Source organism: Roseovarius atlanticus, assembly GCF_019802205.1.
GTDB classification, from domain to species: domain Bacteria; phylum Pseudomonadota; class Alphaproteobacteria; order Rhodobacterales; family Rhodobacteraceae; genus Roseovarius; species Roseovarius atlanticus_A.
Genome location: NZ_JAHVHQ010000002.1, coordinates 628,680 through 642,427, shown reverse-complemented (window position 1 = coordinate 642,427; position 13,748 = coordinate 628,680). Strand labels below are relative to the sequence as shown.

Here is a 13,748-nt window from a genome sequence, read left to right as displayed (position 1 = left end):
TCGAAAAGTCTTGGGCGGAAAATGCGTGTTTTCCGGCCCATTTTCTGCGCGGAAAATGGGTGCGCGGAGGGGCGGCGGTGAGCGGCAGGACCCTGACATTGATCGCCATACTGGCGTTCGTGATCTTCGTGGTCGGGACCTTCGTGTGGTTCGTCGGCAAATGGAATTCGAGCGAGGACGCGCCCCAAAGCGGCGGCGTCCCAGCCAAGACAGAGGAGCGGCAAGCATGACGACGCTTCCCGAAACAACGCAGCGCAAGATGGGGCTGGTGATCGACCTGGATACCTGCGTCGGCTGCCACGCCTGCGTGGTGAGCTGCAAGGGGTGGAACACCGAGAATTACGGCGCGCCGCTGAGCGATCAGGACCCCTATGGCGACGACCCGCGCGGGACGTTCCTGAACCGGGTGCATTCCTACGAGGTGCAGCCCCTGGCCGAGAGCGGGATGCCGCATCCGGCGGCGCAGCTCATTCATTTCCCCAAGTCCTGCCTGCATTGCGAGGACGCACCATGCGTCACCGTATGTCCGACCGGCGCGAGTTATAAACGGGTCGAGGACGGGATCGTTCTGGTGAACGAGAGCGATTGCATCGGCTGCGGTCTGTGTGCCTGGGCCTGTCCCTATGGCGCGCGCGAGATGGACGCGGCGGAGGGCGTGATGAAGAAATGCACGCTGTGCGTCGACCGGATCTACAACGACAACCTGCCCGAGGAGGACCGGGTGCCGGCCTGCGTGCGGACCTGCCCGGCGGGGGCGCGGCATTTCGGGGATCTGGGCGATCCGGAGAGCGACGTGTCGAAACTGGTCGAGGAGCGTGGCGGCATGGACCTGATGCCCGAGCAGGGCACGAAGCCCGTGAACCAGTACTTGCCGCCGCGGCCCAAGGACCAGGTGATGGCGGCCCCGGAGTCGCAGATCGACGTTCTGGCGCCGCTGCTGGCCCCGGTGGCCGAGGAGCCGAAAGGGTTCATCGGCTGGCTTGATAAAGCGCTGGAGAAGATCTGATGCATCCTGCACCGTCCGTTATCGTATTCACCACGCTGTCGGGCCTTGGGTTCGGCCTGCTGTTCTGGCTGGGGCTGGGGGTCATCGTGCCCACCGGCTGGGTCGCGTTCACGTTCTTCGTGATCGCCTACCTGCTGGCGGTGGGCGGGCTGATGGCGTCGACCTTTCACCTGGGACACCCGGAGCGGGCGCTGAAGGCGTTCACGCAATGGCGGTCGTCGTGGCTGAGCCGGGAAGGCGTCTGTTCAGTGGCTGCGCTGGTTGTGATGGCGGTCTATGGCTCGGGGCTGGTGTTTTTCGACACGGCCTGGATGCTGGTGGGGGTGATCGGAGCCGTGCTGTCGGCGGTGACGGTGTTCACCACCTCGATGATCTACACGCAGATGAAGACGGTGCCGCGGTGGAATACGCCGCTGACGCCGCTCTTGTTCATGGCGATTGCGCTGGCGGGCGGCGCCTTGCTGGCCGGGCAGGTGGCGATAGCGCTGATCCTGATGCCCGTCGCGGCTGCCGTGCAGGTCATCTGGTGGCTGCGCGGGGACAAGGCGCTGGCGCAGAGCGGGACGGACATGGCCACCGCGACGGGGCTGGGGAGTATCGGCACGGTGCGGGCGTTCGAGCCGCCGCATACGGGCAACAACTACCTGCTGCGAGAGTTCGTCTACGTGGTGGGACGCAGGCACGCGCAGAAGCTGCGGATGATCGCGCTCTTGTTCGGCTACACGGTGCCGTTCGTGCTGCTGCTGGTGCCGTTTTCGCATATCGCGGCGCTGGTCGCCGTGCTGGCGCATCTGGGCGGGATCGCGGCGTCGCGCTGGCTGTTCTTTGCGGAGGCCGAGCACGTGGTGGGCCTCTATTACGGCAAACGCTAGATTTACAGGCGGTCGCGGCCCGGTTTCGGATCGGTCAGACCCCATTCATCCGTGACGGGGTCGACCCGGCGTTCGCGGAAGCGCACCCAGCGGGCGCGGATGGCCCAGACGAGGGCGGCCAGCAGCGTCAGGAAGATGATGTTGAACCACGGGATGATGGTGACGTCGGGGCCTTCGACACGTTCGATCGAGATGGCGTTGGGGAAGATCGAGAAGAATTCGTTGCGCCAGCCGTAATGGGTGATCGACACCCATTTGGGGGATTCGGAGGTGGAGCGCAGGTCGGCGGCCTCGGCCTGGAGGTTCGAGGTGTCGAACTTGAAATAGGGCGGCCAGCCCCAGCCGGTATCCTCGTTGCGGTAGACCATGACGCCGCCCTCGGCGAGCCGGGTCTGGATGAAGAAGATGTCGCGGTTGGCCGTGCCCTCGGCGTCGCCGGTGCCCACGTTGGACCAGAAGATAGAGTTTTCGCCGAAGTCGATGCGCTTTTCGTAGGTGTCGGTGACGCGCGCGATGTCGTGCTGCGGCAGGGTGTAGTGCAGGAAGCCCGCGACCAGCAGCCAGAAGGCGGCGACGAAGATCCATTTGATGTAGTACATGGGCGGCCCTCTTTGGCGTGTTGCCCTTGTATCTAGTGTCGCAGGGGCGATGGCAACAGGGCGCGGACCGGGAGGCCCCGGCGCGGGGGCCGGGGCAAACGGGTATCTGGCCTGCGGCGTTTCTTCGGACTTGGTTTTTGCGTCAGGATGTATACTCCTGAACATGGTTCAAGTTCGGAGGCCGCATGGCGGGTAAAGTTGAGACGCGGCGGGAGGCGCTGCGAAAGACGTTGATCGACCTGGCAGAGGCGAAGGTGACGCAAGGGGGTCTGGCCGCGGTCAAGGCGCGGGAGCTGGCGCGAGAGGCGGGGTGCGCGCTGGGGGCGATTTACAACGTTTTCGGCGACTTGCACGATATCGTCATCGCGGTGAACGGACGGACCTTCGGGCGGCTTGGGCAGGCTGTCGAGGCCAGCCTGAAAGATCGCGCGCAGGACAGCCCGACCGCGCGCATGATCGCGATGTCGCACGCCTATCTTGATTTCGCGGAGGGCAACCGCAACGCGTGGCGGGCGCTTTTCGAGGTGCAGTCGGTGGAGGGCGTGGAGGCGCCGGACTGGTATCACGATGAGATGAAACGGCTTTTCGGCCTGATCGAGACCCCGGTACGGGACTGCTTTCCGGAGATGCCGGAGGACGACGTGGTGCTGATGGCGCGGGCGCTGTTCTCGTCGGTGCACGGGATCGTCGCGCTGGGACTGGACAACCAGGTGTCCGAGGTGTCGCGCGCCGACATGACCCGGATGATCGCGCTGGTGATCGGGTATGTCACCGGGAACAGATAATTCATGAACGCCGTTCAAATTAATTCTTGAACATTGTTCATAGCGCTGTATGTTTCCTTTCATGAACATTGTTCACGAAAGGGATTGGAATATGTTCACGACACTGAAGACATTGATCGCCGGGGCGAATGCGCGGGCGGAGGAGCAGGTCAAGGACGCCTTTGCGATTGAATTGATCGACCAGAAGATCCGCGACTCGGATGCGCAGCTGAGGGCGGCGAAAGCGACCCTGGCCTCGCTTATTCAGCGCCAGAGGTCGGAAAAGCGGATACTCGACGCGCTGCAGGGGCGGATCGATACGATGATGCGGCGGGCGGAAGATGCCCTGGCCTCGGAGCGCGAAGACCTTGCCCGGCAGGCGGCGGATGCCGTCGCAACGATGGAGAACGAGGCGCAGCTTCGGCAGGGCACGGTCGACCGGCTGGAGGCCAAGGTGATCCGGCTGCGCGGCAGCGTGGAAGTGGCGCATCGGCGGCTGATCGACCTCAAGCAGGGCGCGGTGACGGCCCGGGCCATCCGGCGCGAGCAGCAGGTGCAGGGATCCTTGCGGACCACGATCGGAAACACGTCGGCGGCGGACGAGGCCGAAGAACTGATCGCGCGGGTCGTGGGGCGGGATGACCCGTTCGAGCAATCGCAGATCCTGCAGGGGATCGAGGCGGATCTGAACCATGAAAGCGTGGATGCCCGCATGGAGGCGCAGGGTTTCGGCCCGGTGACGAAAGTGACGGCGGACCAGGTGCTGGACCGGCTGAAGCGCAAGTGACCGAACCGTGTTTTCCACTGAATGAGGAGACGACCAATGCAATTCAATGAAAAACCCGACAACACCGTGATCATGGCGTTCAACGCGATTGGCGTTGCGGCGGCTTATGTGCTGCTGGGCATGTCGCTGTGGCTTTCGACCGAAGTGCCGCTGTCGACCAAGGGGTTCTGGGGGATCGCGGTGTTGCTGCTGACGCTGAGCCTGGTGAATTTCGTGAAGTACCGTTTCGAGAACCAGGCGCGGATCGACCGGATCAACCGGATCGAGGAAGCCAGGAATGAAAAGCTGTTGGAGGATTACGTGGGCGAGAGCTATGGTCCGGAGCGCAAGGACGCGGCCTAGGACACCGCCACAAGTCAGGGCTGAGGCGCCCCCCGGGAAGATCCCCGGGGGGCGTTTTCCGTGTCAGCCGACCACGTTGAAGTCCGGCCCGTAGGGATAGCCGGTGATGTTTTCGTGGCCGTCCTCGGTGATGACAAGCACGTCGTGTTCGCGGTAGCCGCCGGCGCCGGGCTGGCCCTCGGGGATGGTCAGCATCGGCTCCATCGAGATGACCATGCCGGGTTGCAGCACGGTGTCGATATCCTCGCGCAGTTCGAGGCCCGCTTCGCGGCCATAGTAATGCGACAGGATGCCGAAGCTGTGGCCATAGCCGAAGCTGCGGTATTGCAGCAGGTCCCGCTCGGACAGGAAGGCGTTGATCTGGTGCGTGACCTCGGCGCAGGAGATGCCGGGCTTGAGCAGGGACATGCCGTATTCGTGGGCGGCGACGTTGGCCTGCCAGATGGCGAGCGAGGCGGCGTCGACCTCGGCCGCGAACAGGGTGCGTTCGAGGGCGACGTAATAGGCCGAGACCATCGGGAAGGTGTTGAGCGACAGGATGTCGCCGCGCCGGAGTTGCCGCGCCGTGACGGGGTTGTGGGCGCCGTCGGTGTTGAGGCCGGACTGGAACCAGACCCAGCTGTCGCGGTATTCGGCATCCGGGAAGCGGCGGGCGATTTCCAGTTCCATCGCATCGCGTCCGGCCATGGCCACGTCGATCTCGCGCGTGCCGATGCGGACCGCGTCGCGGATGGCATGGCCGCCCACGTCGGCGATGGCGGTGCATTGGCGGATGAGGGTGATTTCCGCGGGGGACTTGGACATGCGCTGATGCATTGTGCGAGTTGACAGGTCGACCGTTTCCTTTGGCGAAAGGAAGTGGTCGAGCTTGCCACGTTGCTGCACCGTGAGGTGATCGGATTCACAGCCGATCACGCCGCCGGTGCCGGTGACGGACGCAATGGCGCGCCAGTAATTGTCGCGCTGCCAGTCGGTATAGGTGATGTTGTCGCCATGGCAGCGGCGCCACGGCTGGCCCGCGTCGATGCCCGCCGAGACGGTGACGCTGTCTGCCGCCGTCACGACAAGGCCGTAGGGCCGCCCGAAGGCGCAGTAGAGGAAGCCCGAATAGTAGGCGATGTTGTGCATCGAGGTGAAGACGGCGGCGGTGACGCCGGTTTCCGCCATGATGCGGCGCAGGCCGGTCAGGCGCTGGTCGTACTCGGACGCTGCGAAGGGCAACGGGGCCTTTTCGCCGTTGTGGAAGCGGTAGAATTCGGGGCGTGCGCCCGTGACATCGGTGTGGATTTGGGGTGCAGTCATAGTGTGACCCTCCTAATCAAAGAAAGGTCCCGGCGTTCAGGACTGTTGGGGTAGAAACCCGTGGTTGGGGGCGACGCCATCGCCCGCGGGTCTGACGCTGTTCTTGCAGAGCGGGGCAGGTCTGGCAAGATGGATTGCGACATTGCGAGGACGGGAACGGAACATGACGGCAAGACCGGGCAAGCGGAACCTGATCACGGATGTGCCGGGGATACTGGTGGGGCAGGCCGAAGATGCGGCGGTGAAGACCGGGGTGAGCGTGGTGGTGGGCGATGCGCCGTTCACGGCGGGCGTGCATGTGATGGGCGGGGCGCCGGGCACGCGCGAGACGGATCTGCTGGCGCCGGACAAGGTGGTGGAGGAGGTCGATGCGCTGGTGCTGTCGGGCGGGTCGGCCTTTGGCCTGGATGCGGCGTCGGGCGTGGCGGACGCGCTGCGCGCCGAGGGGCGCGGGTTTGCCGTGGGGGACCAGCGCGTGCCGATCGTGCCGGGGGCGATCCTGTTCGACCTGCTGAACGGCGGGGACAAGGATTGGGGGGAGAACCCATACAAGCGGCTTGGGCGCGCGGCGCTGGCGGCCCGGGGAGAGGTGTTCGAAATTGGCAGTTTCGGGGCCGGAGCGGGTGCGGTCACGGCGGATTTCAAGGGCGGAATCGGCTCGGCCTCGGTCGTGCTGGCCTCGGGCGTGACCGTGGGGGCGCTGGTGGCGGTGAACGCGCTGGGCTCGGCCGTGGCGGGCGAGCGCGGTGAGTTCTGGGCGGCGCCGTTCGAGATGGAGGGCGAGTTTGGCGGATTGGGCGCGGCGCGCGCGTTCCGGGACGTGCAGGAGCCGAAGACGAAGCTGGGGCAGCATGCGGCGACGACGATTGCCGTGGTGGCGACGGATGCAAGGCTGACACAGGCGCAGTGCACGCGGATGGCGGTGGCGGCGCATGATGGGTATGCGCGGGCGCTGCTGCCGTCGCATACGCCGATGGACGGGGATCTGATCTTTGCCGCGGCCACGGGGCGCGGGGAGGCGCCCGACGTGGCGGGGCAGTTGGCGCTGGGCCATGCGGCGGCGAGTTGCGTGGCACGGGCGATTGCGCGGGCGGTTTTTGCGGCACGACCTGCCAAGGGAGACGGGGTGCCGTGTTGGGCGGATCGGTTCGGTCAGGGATGAGGCGCGGGGGCGCGTGGGTTTTCACCCACCCTACGCGGGGCCATCGCGTCGGGCGCGTGTGGCGCGCGGCGGGATTTGAGTATTTTCGGCAAGAAAAAGCCGGGATGGATCAGTCGAGGATATCGCGCATCAGGGGGCTTTCGGGGTCCTTGAGGGCGTCGATGATGTCGAAATGGTGACGCCCCTTGTCGATGCGCAGGGGGCAGGACCAGGCGTCGGCCTGCCAGCGGGCCTGGTCGAGGAAAACGGGGCGTTCCTCGGCGCCGACCCAGATGTGGGTGGGGATGGCGAGGCGGTCGGGCATGAGGGCGGGGCTTTCGGCGGCGGCGGTGGCTTCGGTCAGCCGGAACTGGTCGTTCATCGACGTGTGCAGCAGGGGGCGCAGGTCGGAAACCGGGGAGATCGGGGTGATCGTGGTGATCCGGTCGGTGATGCCGGTGGGCAGGAGGCCGGGTTGGGCCATGCGGGAGACGAGGTGGCCGCCGGCGGAGTGACCGGCAAGGGCGAGGGGGCCATCGGTCGTGCCCGCGATGGTCTGGATGGCGCGGGCGATCTGTTGGGTGATGTCGGCGATGCGGACATCGGGGCAGAGGTCGTAGGAGGGCATGGCGACGGACCAGCCACGGGCCAGCGCGCCGGTGGCGAAGTGGGACCAGTAGCTGCGGTCGAAGCGGAACCAGTAGCCGCCATGAACGAAGATGAGCGTGCCTTCGGGCGCGGCTTCGGGGCGGAAGATATCGTAGGCCTGGCGGGGCGTGTCGCCGTAGGGCAGTCCAAGATCGTCACGCCCTGGCGTGCGCGCTTCGCGGAACGCGGCGGCTTCGGCGGCCCAGCGCGGCGGGTAATCCTCGCCGCCGGGAATATAGGGGACGTTGGCATAGGCGTCGTCCAGTTTCATGATTTTCTCCTTCGGTCTGGCCCTAGACATTCCGTGCCCCAGATGCTTTGCCATGAGCAACAGTTTTTGCCGGAGGATGCGCTATGCTCGATACTGCCACCAACCTGAAATCGCTTTTGAAAGATCCCGATCTTCTGGCCGAGAAGGCCTATGCCGGGGGCAAGTGGGTCGACGGCGCGGAGGGCGCGACCTTCGAAGTGGTGAACCCGGCGCGGGGCGACGTGATCGCCAACGTGGCGGACCTCGATCGCAAGCAGGTGGCCGAGGTGATCGCGGGGGCCGCGAAGGCGCAGAAGGAATGGGCCAAGTGGACCGGCAAGGAGCGGGCCGCGGTGCTGCGCAAGTGGTTCGACCTGATGATGGAGCACCAGGACGACCTGGGCACGATCCTGACCGCCGAGCAGGGCAAGCCGCTGGCCGAGGCCAAGGGCGAGATCGCCTATGGCGCGTCCTTCATCGAGTTCTTCGGCGAGGAGGCCAAGCGGGTCTATGGCGAGATGATCCCGGGCCACCAGCGCGACAAGCGGATCATGGTGCTGAAGCAACCGATCGGGGTGGCGGCGTCGATCACGCCGTGGAATTTCCCCAACGCGATGATCACGCGCAAGGCCGCGCCCGCGCTGGCGGCGGGTTGTGCCTTTGTGGGCCGTCCTGCGGCGGAAACGCCGCTGTCGGCGACGGCGATGGGTGTGCTGGCCGAGCGGGCGGGCATCCCGGCAGGGGTGTTCAACATCGTGACCTCGTCGCGGTCCTCGGACATCGGCAAGGAGTTCTGCGAGAACCCGAACGTGCGCAAGCTGACCTTTACCGGGTCGACCGAGGTGGGGCGCATCCTGCTGCGGCAGGCGGCCGACCAGGTAATGAAATGCTCGATGGAGCTGGGCGGGAACGCGCCCTTCATCGTGTTCGACGACGCCGACGTGGATGCCGCCGTGGAAGGCGCCATCATGTGCAAGTTCCGTAACAACGGGCAGACCTGTGTCTGTGCCAACCGGATCTACGTGCAGGCCGGGGTCTATGACGCTTTTGCCGAAAAGCTGAAGGACCGGGTGAGCAAGATGAAAGTGGGCGACGGGCTTGAAGAGGGCACCGAGCTGGGGCCGCTGATCAACCCGGAAGCGTCCGAGAAGGTCGTGGAGCATATCGAGGATGCCAAGGCCAAGGGCGGCAATGTGATCCTTGGGGGTGCGGATGGCGAGATGGACGGCAACTTCTTCAAGCCGACGATCCTGACGGGTGTGACGCAGGACATGAAGGTGAGCCGGGAAGAGACGTTCGGGCCGTTGGCGCCGCTTTTCAAGTTCGAGGACGAGGATGACGTGATCGCCATGGCGAACGACACGATCTTTGGCCTGGCCAGCTATTTCTACGCCAAGGATCTGAGCCGGGTCTACAAGGTGGCCGAGGCGCTTGAATACGGCATTGTCGGCGTGAACACCGGCATCATCTCGACCGAGGTGGCGCCGTTCGGCGGCGTGAAGCAGTCGGGACTGGGCCGGGAAGGCAGCCATCACGGGATCGAGGATTTCCTGGAGCTGAAATACGTCTGCATGAGCGTGTGAGGCACGGCATGGACGGCGGGTTTCACGGGGTCTTTCCCTATCTCGTCTCGCCGCTGGATGGCGAGGGCCGGGTCAACCGCGAGGTTCTGACCCGGCTTTGCGACGACCTGATCGACGCGGGCGTGCATGGGCTGACGCCGCTGGGCTCGACCGGGGAGTTCGCCTATCTGAGCTGGGCGCAGAAGCGCGACATCGTGGAAACGGTGGTGGCCGCGGCAAAGGGCCGGGTGCCGGTGGTGGCGGGTGTGGCGGCGACGACCACGTCCGAGGCGGTGCGGCAGGCGCGGGAGTTCGCGGCGATGGGCTGTGACGGTATTCTTGCCGTTCTGGAGGCCTACTTCCCGGTGAGCGACGCCGGCATCAAGGACTATTTCACCGCCGTTGCGGCGGCGGTGGACCTGCCGATCGTGATCTACACCAACCCCAATTTCCAGCGCAGCGATTTGAGCGTGGGTTTGATTGCGGACCTGGCGGAGGTGGAGAACATCCGCTGCCTGAAGGATGCGTCAAGCAACACCGGGCGGCTGTTGTCGATCATGGACCGGGTGGGCGACAAACTGGATATCTTCGCCGCCTCGGCGCATATCCCGGCCTGCGTGATGCTGATCGGGGGCAAGGGCTGGATGGCCGGGCCCGCGTGCATCGTGCCGAAGCAGAGCGTGAAGCTTTATGAGCTGTGCAAGGTCGGGCAGTACCAGGCGGCGATGGAGTTGCAGCGGGAGCTGTGGGCGCTGAACCAGGCGTTTGCCAAGTACAACCTGGCGGCCTGCGTCAAGGGCGGGCTGGAATTGCAGGGCTACGACGTGGGCGCGCCGCTGCCGCCGCAGGACGGGCTGAGCGATGCGGGCCGGGCCGATCTGAAGGCGGTGCTGGAGCGGGTCGGGGCGCTTTAAGGGGCACGATTGGTGGGATGGTATCCTGCCAAGGTGGGATGAAATTCCGTGAAGGTGGGATGAAATCCCACCCTACGCGGAGCTGCGGGGTGGCGTCATCCTCGGGCTTGACCCGAGGATCTCTGTGGCAAAGAGATCCCCGATCAAGTCGGGGATGACGGTGTGAAGAAAATTCCACGGATCGCCAAGGATTGACGCTCGGGCGGCGTCCTACAATCGTGATGCGCATGACAGTCAGTGACGAAACCCTGGCCCAGGCGGCCGCAGATGGTGACGCGGCGGCGTTCTCGGCCCTGGTCGAGCGGCACTACGATGGCGTGTTCCGGCTGGCATTCCGGCTGACCGGGGCACGGGCCGAGGCGGAGGACCTGACGCAGGATGTGTGCGCGGCGCTGCCCGGCAAGCTGTCGGGCTTTCGCGGGGCCTCGAGGTTTACCACGTGGCTGTGGCGGGTGGTGGTGAATGCCGCCCATGACCGGCGGCGGCGCGCGGCGGTGCGGGCGAGATACGCGGAAGGCTGGGGCGACTGGGAAGTTGACCGGCGGGCGGCGGACGCGGAGGTGGCGGAGGCCGTCGACTGGCTGACGCAAGCGATGCGCGCCCTGCCGGAGGAGTTGCGGGACACGTTGGCGCTGGTGCTCGATGACATGAGCCATGCGGAGGCGGGCGAGGTGCTGGGCATCTCGGGCGGCACAGTGGGGTGGCGCATCTCCGAGGCCAAGAAACATCTGCGCGCGATGCGTGCGCGAGAGGAGGACGCATGAGCGACGACCTCGACGATCTGAAGGCCATGATGCGGGCGGCGACGCCGAAACCGGATGCCGACAGGAAGGCGGCGGATCTGGCGTTGGCGCGGAAAAACTTTGCCGATCTCCAAGAGGCGCGGGATGGCGCGCGTCAAACCTCTGATCGCCCGAAAGCGGGCCTTGTCAGAGGAGTGACGGATATGTTGATGCGGATGAATACGCGCGGGGCGCTGACGGCGACGACGGCGCTGGTGGCGCTGGGAATGGTCGTGGTGGTGCCGGACTGGCAAAACGCGCCGGCGCTGCGCGGGGCGCAGCCGGTGGTGACGGAAGCCGATGGCGACATGGCCGACGCGGTTCGGCGCAAAGCGCCTGCGCCGGAGGCGGCGGAGGAGATGGTGCTGGACGTCGCCCCGGCGGAGCCCGCGCCGGAGGCCGAGGCGTCCCGGCCCGTGCCGATGCCGTCGCCCCAGGTGGCGCGTCCGGAGTCGGGTCTTGCAAATCAGAGGCAGATGGCCCCGCAGGCGATGCAGTCGCAGGCCTTGTCCGATGCGGAGGGATATGCCGGGAGCGCGGCGAACACGGCGCCGGTCGGGCGCATCGCGCCGCGCAACGCGGATGACGGGGTGGTCCTGCCCGAAACCGATACCGAGGCGTTTGCCGAGGCCACGCCGAACGCGCTGAAGATCACCGGCGAAGAGCCGGTGTCGACGTTTTCCATCGACGTGGATACGGCATCGTATGGTGTTGTGCGGTCGTCGCTGCGGGCGGGATACCTGCCGCCGCGGGGGGCTGTGCGGATCGAGGAGATGGTGAACTATTTCCCCTATGATTATGCGGCGCCCGAAGGCGATGCGCCGTTCGAGCCGACGGTGAGCGTGACGGACACGCCGTGGAACCCGGACACGAAGCTGGTGCATATAGCGATCCAGGGCGAGGTGCCCCCCGTGGCGGACCGCCCGCCGCTGAACCTGGTGTTCCTGATCGACACGAGCGGGTCGATGCAGGCGGCGAACAAGCTGCCGTTGTTGAAGCAGTCCTTGGCGCTGTTGCTGCCGCAGCTGACCGAGCGGGACAGCGTGGCGATCGTGACCTACGCGGGCAGCGCGGGACAGGCGCTGGCGCCGACACCGGCGACCGAGCGTGAGACGATCCTGGGCGCGCTGGACCGGCTGGAGGCCGGCGGCTCGACCGCCGGGCAGGCGGGGCTGCAGCAGGCCTATGCGCTGGCCGGGGAGATGAGCGGTGAGGGCGAGGTGTCGCGGGTGATCCTGGCGACGGACGGGGATTTCAATGTTGGCCTGAGCGATCCCGAAGCATTGAAAGACTATATCGCGCAAGAGCGCGAGAGCGGCACCTACCTGTCGGTGATGGGATTCGGGCGTGGAAACCTGGACGATGCGACGATGCAGGCGTTGGCGCAGAACGGGAACGGGCAGGCGGCCTATATCGACACGTTGTCCGAGGCGCAGAAGGTGATGGTCGACCAGGTGAGCGGCGCGCTCTACCCGATTGCCGATGACGTGAAGATCCAGGTGGAGTTCAATCCGGCGGCGGTGGTCGAGTACCGGCTGATCGGGTACGAGACGCGTGCCTTGCGGCGCGAGGAATTCAACAATGACCGCGTGGATGCGGGCGATATCGGGGCCGGGCACAAGGTGACCGCGCTTTACGAGATCACGCCGGTGGGGTCGCCCGCGCAGATGAGCGACCCGTTGCGCTATGGTGCGGCGGAGGCGGTGCGCGGGGATGCTGGCGAGCTTGGGTACTTCAAGCTGCGGTACAAAGCGCCCGGCGAGGAAGAGAGCCGGTTGATCGAGCAGGCTATTGTCGAGGGTAGCGGCGCTGGTCCCGAGGCGCGGTTTGCGGCCGCGATTGCCGGGTTCGGGCAGTTGCTGCGCGGTGAGACGTATCTTGGTGATTGGGGCTATGCGGAGGCGATTGCGCTGGCGAATGGGGCGAAGGGGGAAGACCCCTTCGGCTATCGGGCCGAGGCGGTGCAGCTGATGCGGCTGGCGGAGAGCCTGTCGCGGTAGGCGCGGCGCGGAATCAAGGCCGAAGGCCGCCGCGCGATCGCCAGACCGCCCGGACGGGCTGGCGATTGGGTGACGTTGGTGCTTCGATCGGAGGTCTTGCGGAGGTGGTGAGGATAAAGTGAGCTGAACAAATGTTGGTCGCCATCCCGCGGTCTGGCAATCGCGCGGCTTGGAAACGAAAAACGCCCCGTGGCAGCCACGGGGCGTTTCGCATGGAAGGGATTTTCGCCTAGTTCACCGTTTCCGCGTCGACGACGTCTTTCTGCGTGGACGTGCCGCTGGCGATCTCGATGCGGCGGGGTTTCAGCCGCTCGGGCACTTCGCGCACCAGGTCGATATGCAGCATCCCGTCGGTATGGGTCGCGCCGGTGACCTTGACGTGGTCGGCCAGCTGGAACTTGCGTTCGAAGGCGCGGGTGGCGATGCCACGGTGCAGATAGGTGCGGTCGCCGTCCTCTTCGGCCTTGCGGGCCGAGACGATCAGCGCGCCTTCGCGCAGTTCGACCGACAGTTCGTCATCGCTGAAACCGGCGACGGCGATGGAGATGCGGTAGGCATCGTCGGCGGTCTTTTCTATGTTGTAAGGGGGGTAGGTGGGGTGATTGACGTCACCGGCAAGGACACGGTCCATCATGTCGGCAATCTGGTCAAACCCGATGGATGCCCGGTAGAGCGGGGCAAGATCAAAGTTACGCATTGGAATCCTCCGTTGAGCGATACCTATGTGGATGCCTTCCCGGATGGGACAGGCGGTCATGACCGACCCGCGATGCGGCGTC

At 65.8% G+C, this 13,748-nt stretch carries 15 protein-coding genes; 11 read left to right on the top strand and 4 right to left on the bottom strand.

Translation table 11 applies throughout. The features are described 5' to 3' along the window. Positions 1-77 precede the first annotated feature (77 nt). From KUV49_RS03295 to KUV49_RS03285, 3 genes are read left to right on the top strand one after another with little or no spacing between them, the layout of a single operon-like run. Positions 78-230, top strand: coding sequence for a hypothetical protein (locus KUV49_RS03295; protein WP_222451600.1), 153 nt, complete (start codon positions 78-80; stop codon positions 228-230). Further along, the gene (locus KUV49_RS03290; RefSeq protein ID WP_222451599.1) at positions 227-1,006 is read left to right on the top strand and encodes a 4Fe-4S dicluster domain-containing protein; all 780 of its coding nucleotides are present in this window, start codon (positions 227-229) and stop codon (positions 1,004-1,006) included. Before KUV49_RS03295 ends, KUV49_RS03290 begins: the two co-directional genes overlap by 4 nt. After that, positions 1,006-1,878 carry a dimethyl sulfoxide reductase anchor subunit family protein gene (locus KUV49_RS03285; RefSeq protein ID WP_222451598.1) on the top strand — a complete coding sequence of 291 codons (873 nt, stop codon included), beginning with the start codon at positions 1,006-1,008 and terminating at the stop codon, positions 1,876-1,878. The genes KUV49_RS03290 and KUV49_RS03285 overlap by 1 nt, the downstream gene beginning before the upstream one ends. A gap of 2 nt (positions 1,879-1,880) precedes the next feature. On the opposite strand, the gene KUV49_RS03280 is transcribed toward KUV49_RS03285, so the two are convergent. After that, the gene (locus KUV49_RS03280) at positions 1,881-2,477 is read right to left on the bottom strand and encodes a DUF1523 family protein (protein ID WP_222451597.1); all 597 of its coding nucleotides are present in this window, start codon (positions 2,475-2,477) and stop codon (positions 1,881-1,883) included. 185 nt (positions 2,478-2,662) lie between these two features. Between KUV49_RS03280 and KUV49_RS03275 the strand changes: the two genes are divergently transcribed. The 3 genes from KUV49_RS03275 (at position 2,663) to KUV49_RS03265 (ending at position 4,370) form a co-directional block, all read left to right on the top strand. Next, the gene (locus KUV49_RS03275; protein ID WP_222451596.1) at positions 2,663-3,262 is read left to right on the top strand and encodes a TetR/AcrR family transcriptional regulator; all 600 of its coding nucleotides are present in this window, start codon (positions 2,663-2,665) and stop codon (positions 3,260-3,262) included. Positions 3,263-3,353: 91 nt separating this feature from the next. Beyond that, positions 3,354-4,028, top strand: coding sequence for a PspA/IM30 family protein (locus KUV49_RS03270; RefSeq protein WP_222451595.1), 675 nt, complete (start codon positions 3,354-3,356; stop codon positions 4,026-4,028). 36 nt (positions 4,029-4,064) lie between these two features. Beyond that, positions 4,065-4,370, top strand: a complete 306-nt coding sequence (locus tag KUV49_RS03265) for a hypothetical protein (RefSeq protein WP_261391444.1) — start codon at positions 4,065-4,067, stop codon at positions 4,368-4,370. Between the two features lie 63 nt (positions 4,371-4,433). Here KUV49_RS03265 and KUV49_RS03260 read toward each other — a convergent pair whose 3' ends face one another. After that, positions 4,434-5,672, bottom strand: coding sequence for an aminopeptidase P family protein (locus KUV49_RS03260; RefSeq protein WP_222451594.1), 1,239 nt, complete (start codon positions 5,670-5,672; stop codon positions 4,434-4,436). A gap of 163 nt (positions 5,673-5,835) precedes the next feature. Here KUV49_RS03260 and KUV49_RS03255 point away from each other — a divergent pair, with 163 nt between their 5' ends. Then, positions 5,836-6,834, top strand: a complete 999-nt coding sequence (locus KUV49_RS03255) for a P1 family peptidase (RefSeq protein WP_222451593.1) — start codon at positions 5,836-5,838, stop codon at positions 6,832-6,834. Positions 6,835-6,943: 109 nt separating this feature from the next. Here the strand turns inward: KUV49_RS03255 and KUV49_RS03250 are convergent, their stop codons facing one another. Further along, positions 6,944-7,732: an alpha/beta hydrolase gene (locus KUV49_RS03250; RefSeq protein WP_222451592.1), complete on the bottom strand. Its 789-nt coding sequence runs from the start codon at positions 7,730-7,732 to the stop codon at positions 6,944-6,946. 83 nt (positions 7,733-7,815) lie between these two features. Between KUV49_RS03250 and KUV49_RS03245 the strand changes: the two genes are divergently transcribed. From KUV49_RS03245 to KUV49_RS03230, 4 genes are all read left to right on the top strand, one after another. Beyond that, a complete protein-coding gene (locus KUV49_RS03245) occupies positions 7,816-9,294 on the top strand; it encodes an NAD-dependent succinate-semialdehyde dehydrogenase (RefSeq protein WP_222451591.1) in 1,479 nt (492 codons plus the stop codon). An 8-nt stretch (positions 9,295-9,302) separates the two neighbouring features. Next, a complete protein-coding gene (locus tag KUV49_RS03240; protein WP_222451590.1) occupies positions 9,303-10,187 on the top strand; it encodes a dihydrodipicolinate synthase family protein in 885 nt (294 codons plus the stop codon). 227 nt (positions 10,188-10,414) lie between these two features. Beyond that, positions 10,415-10,951 (top strand): RNA polymerase sigma factor, encoded by a 537-nt coding sequence (locus tag KUV49_RS03235; RefSeq protein ID WP_222451589.1) that lies wholly within the window; start codon positions 10,415-10,417, stop codon positions 10,949-10,951. Then, positions 10,948-12,969, top strand: coding sequence for a vWA domain-containing protein (locus tag KUV49_RS03230; protein ID WP_222451588.1), 2,022 nt, complete (start codon positions 10,948-10,950; stop codon positions 12,967-12,969). Before KUV49_RS03235 ends, KUV49_RS03230 begins: the two co-directional genes overlap by 4 nt. 229 nt (positions 12,970-13,198) lie before the next feature. Here KUV49_RS03230 and KUV49_RS03225 read toward each other — a convergent pair whose 3' ends face one another. Then, a complete protein-coding gene (locus tag KUV49_RS03225) occupies positions 13,199-13,666 on the bottom strand; it encodes an Hsp20 family protein (protein WP_152490801.1) in 468 nt (155 codons plus the stop codon). Positions 13,667-13,748: the final 82 nt, after the last annotated feature.

Excerpts from the sequence above, each read along its gene's own strand:
- KUV49_RS03230 (WP_222451588.1), top strand. The coding sequence starts at position 10,948 with ATGAGCGACGACCTCGACGATCTGAAGGCCATGATGCGGGCGGCGACG.
- KUV49_RS03290 (WP_222451599.1), top strand. The coding sequence starts at position 227 with ATGACGACGCTTCCCGAAACAACGCAGCGCAAGATGGGGCTGGTGATC.
- KUV49_RS03240 (WP_222451590.1), top strand. The coding sequence starts at position 9,303 with ATGGACGGCGGGTTTCACGGGGTCTTTCCCTATCTCGTCTCGCCGCTG.
- KUV49_RS03280 (WP_222451597.1), bottom strand. The coding sequence starts at position 2,477 with ATGTACTACATCAAATGGATCTTCGTCGCCGCCTTCTGGCTGCTGGTC.
- KUV49_RS03255 (WP_222451593.1), top strand. The coding sequence starts at position 5,836 with ATGACGGCAAGACCGGGCAAGCGGAACCTGATCACGGATGTGCCGGGG.
- KUV49_RS03265 (WP_261391444.1), top strand. The coding sequence starts at position 4,065 with ATGCAATTCAATGAAAAACCCGACAACACCGTGATCATGGCGTTCAAC.
- KUV49_RS03285 (WP_222451598.1), top strand. The coding sequence starts at position 1,006 with ATGCATCCTGCACCGTCCGTTATCGTATTCACCACGCTGTCGGGCCTT.
- KUV49_RS03275 (WP_222451596.1), top strand. The coding sequence starts at position 2,663 with ATGGCGGGTAAAGTTGAGACGCGGCGGGAGGCGCTGCGAAAGACGTTG.
- KUV49_RS03250 (WP_222451592.1), bottom strand. The coding sequence starts at position 7,732 with ATGAAACTGGACGACGCCTATGCCAACGTCCCCTATATTCCCGGCGGC.
- KUV49_RS03235 (WP_222451589.1), top strand. The coding sequence starts at position 10,415 with ATGACAGTCAGTGACGAAACCCTGGCCCAGGCGGCCGCAGATGGTGAC.
- KUV49_RS03270 (WP_222451595.1), top strand. The coding sequence starts at position 3,354 with ATGTTCACGACACTGAAGACATTGATCGCCGGGGCGAATGCGCGGGCG.
- KUV49_RS03260 (WP_222451594.1), bottom strand. The coding sequence starts at position 5,672 with ATGACTGCACCCCAAATCCACACCGATGTCACGGGCGCACGCCCCGAA.
- KUV49_RS03245 (WP_222451591.1), top strand. The coding sequence starts at position 7,816 with ATGCTCGATACTGCCACCAACCTGAAATCGCTTTTGAAAGATCCCGAT.
- KUV49_RS03225 (WP_152490801.1), bottom strand. The coding sequence starts at position 13,666 with ATGCGTAACTTTGATCTTGCCCCGCTCTACCGGGCATCCATCGGGTTT.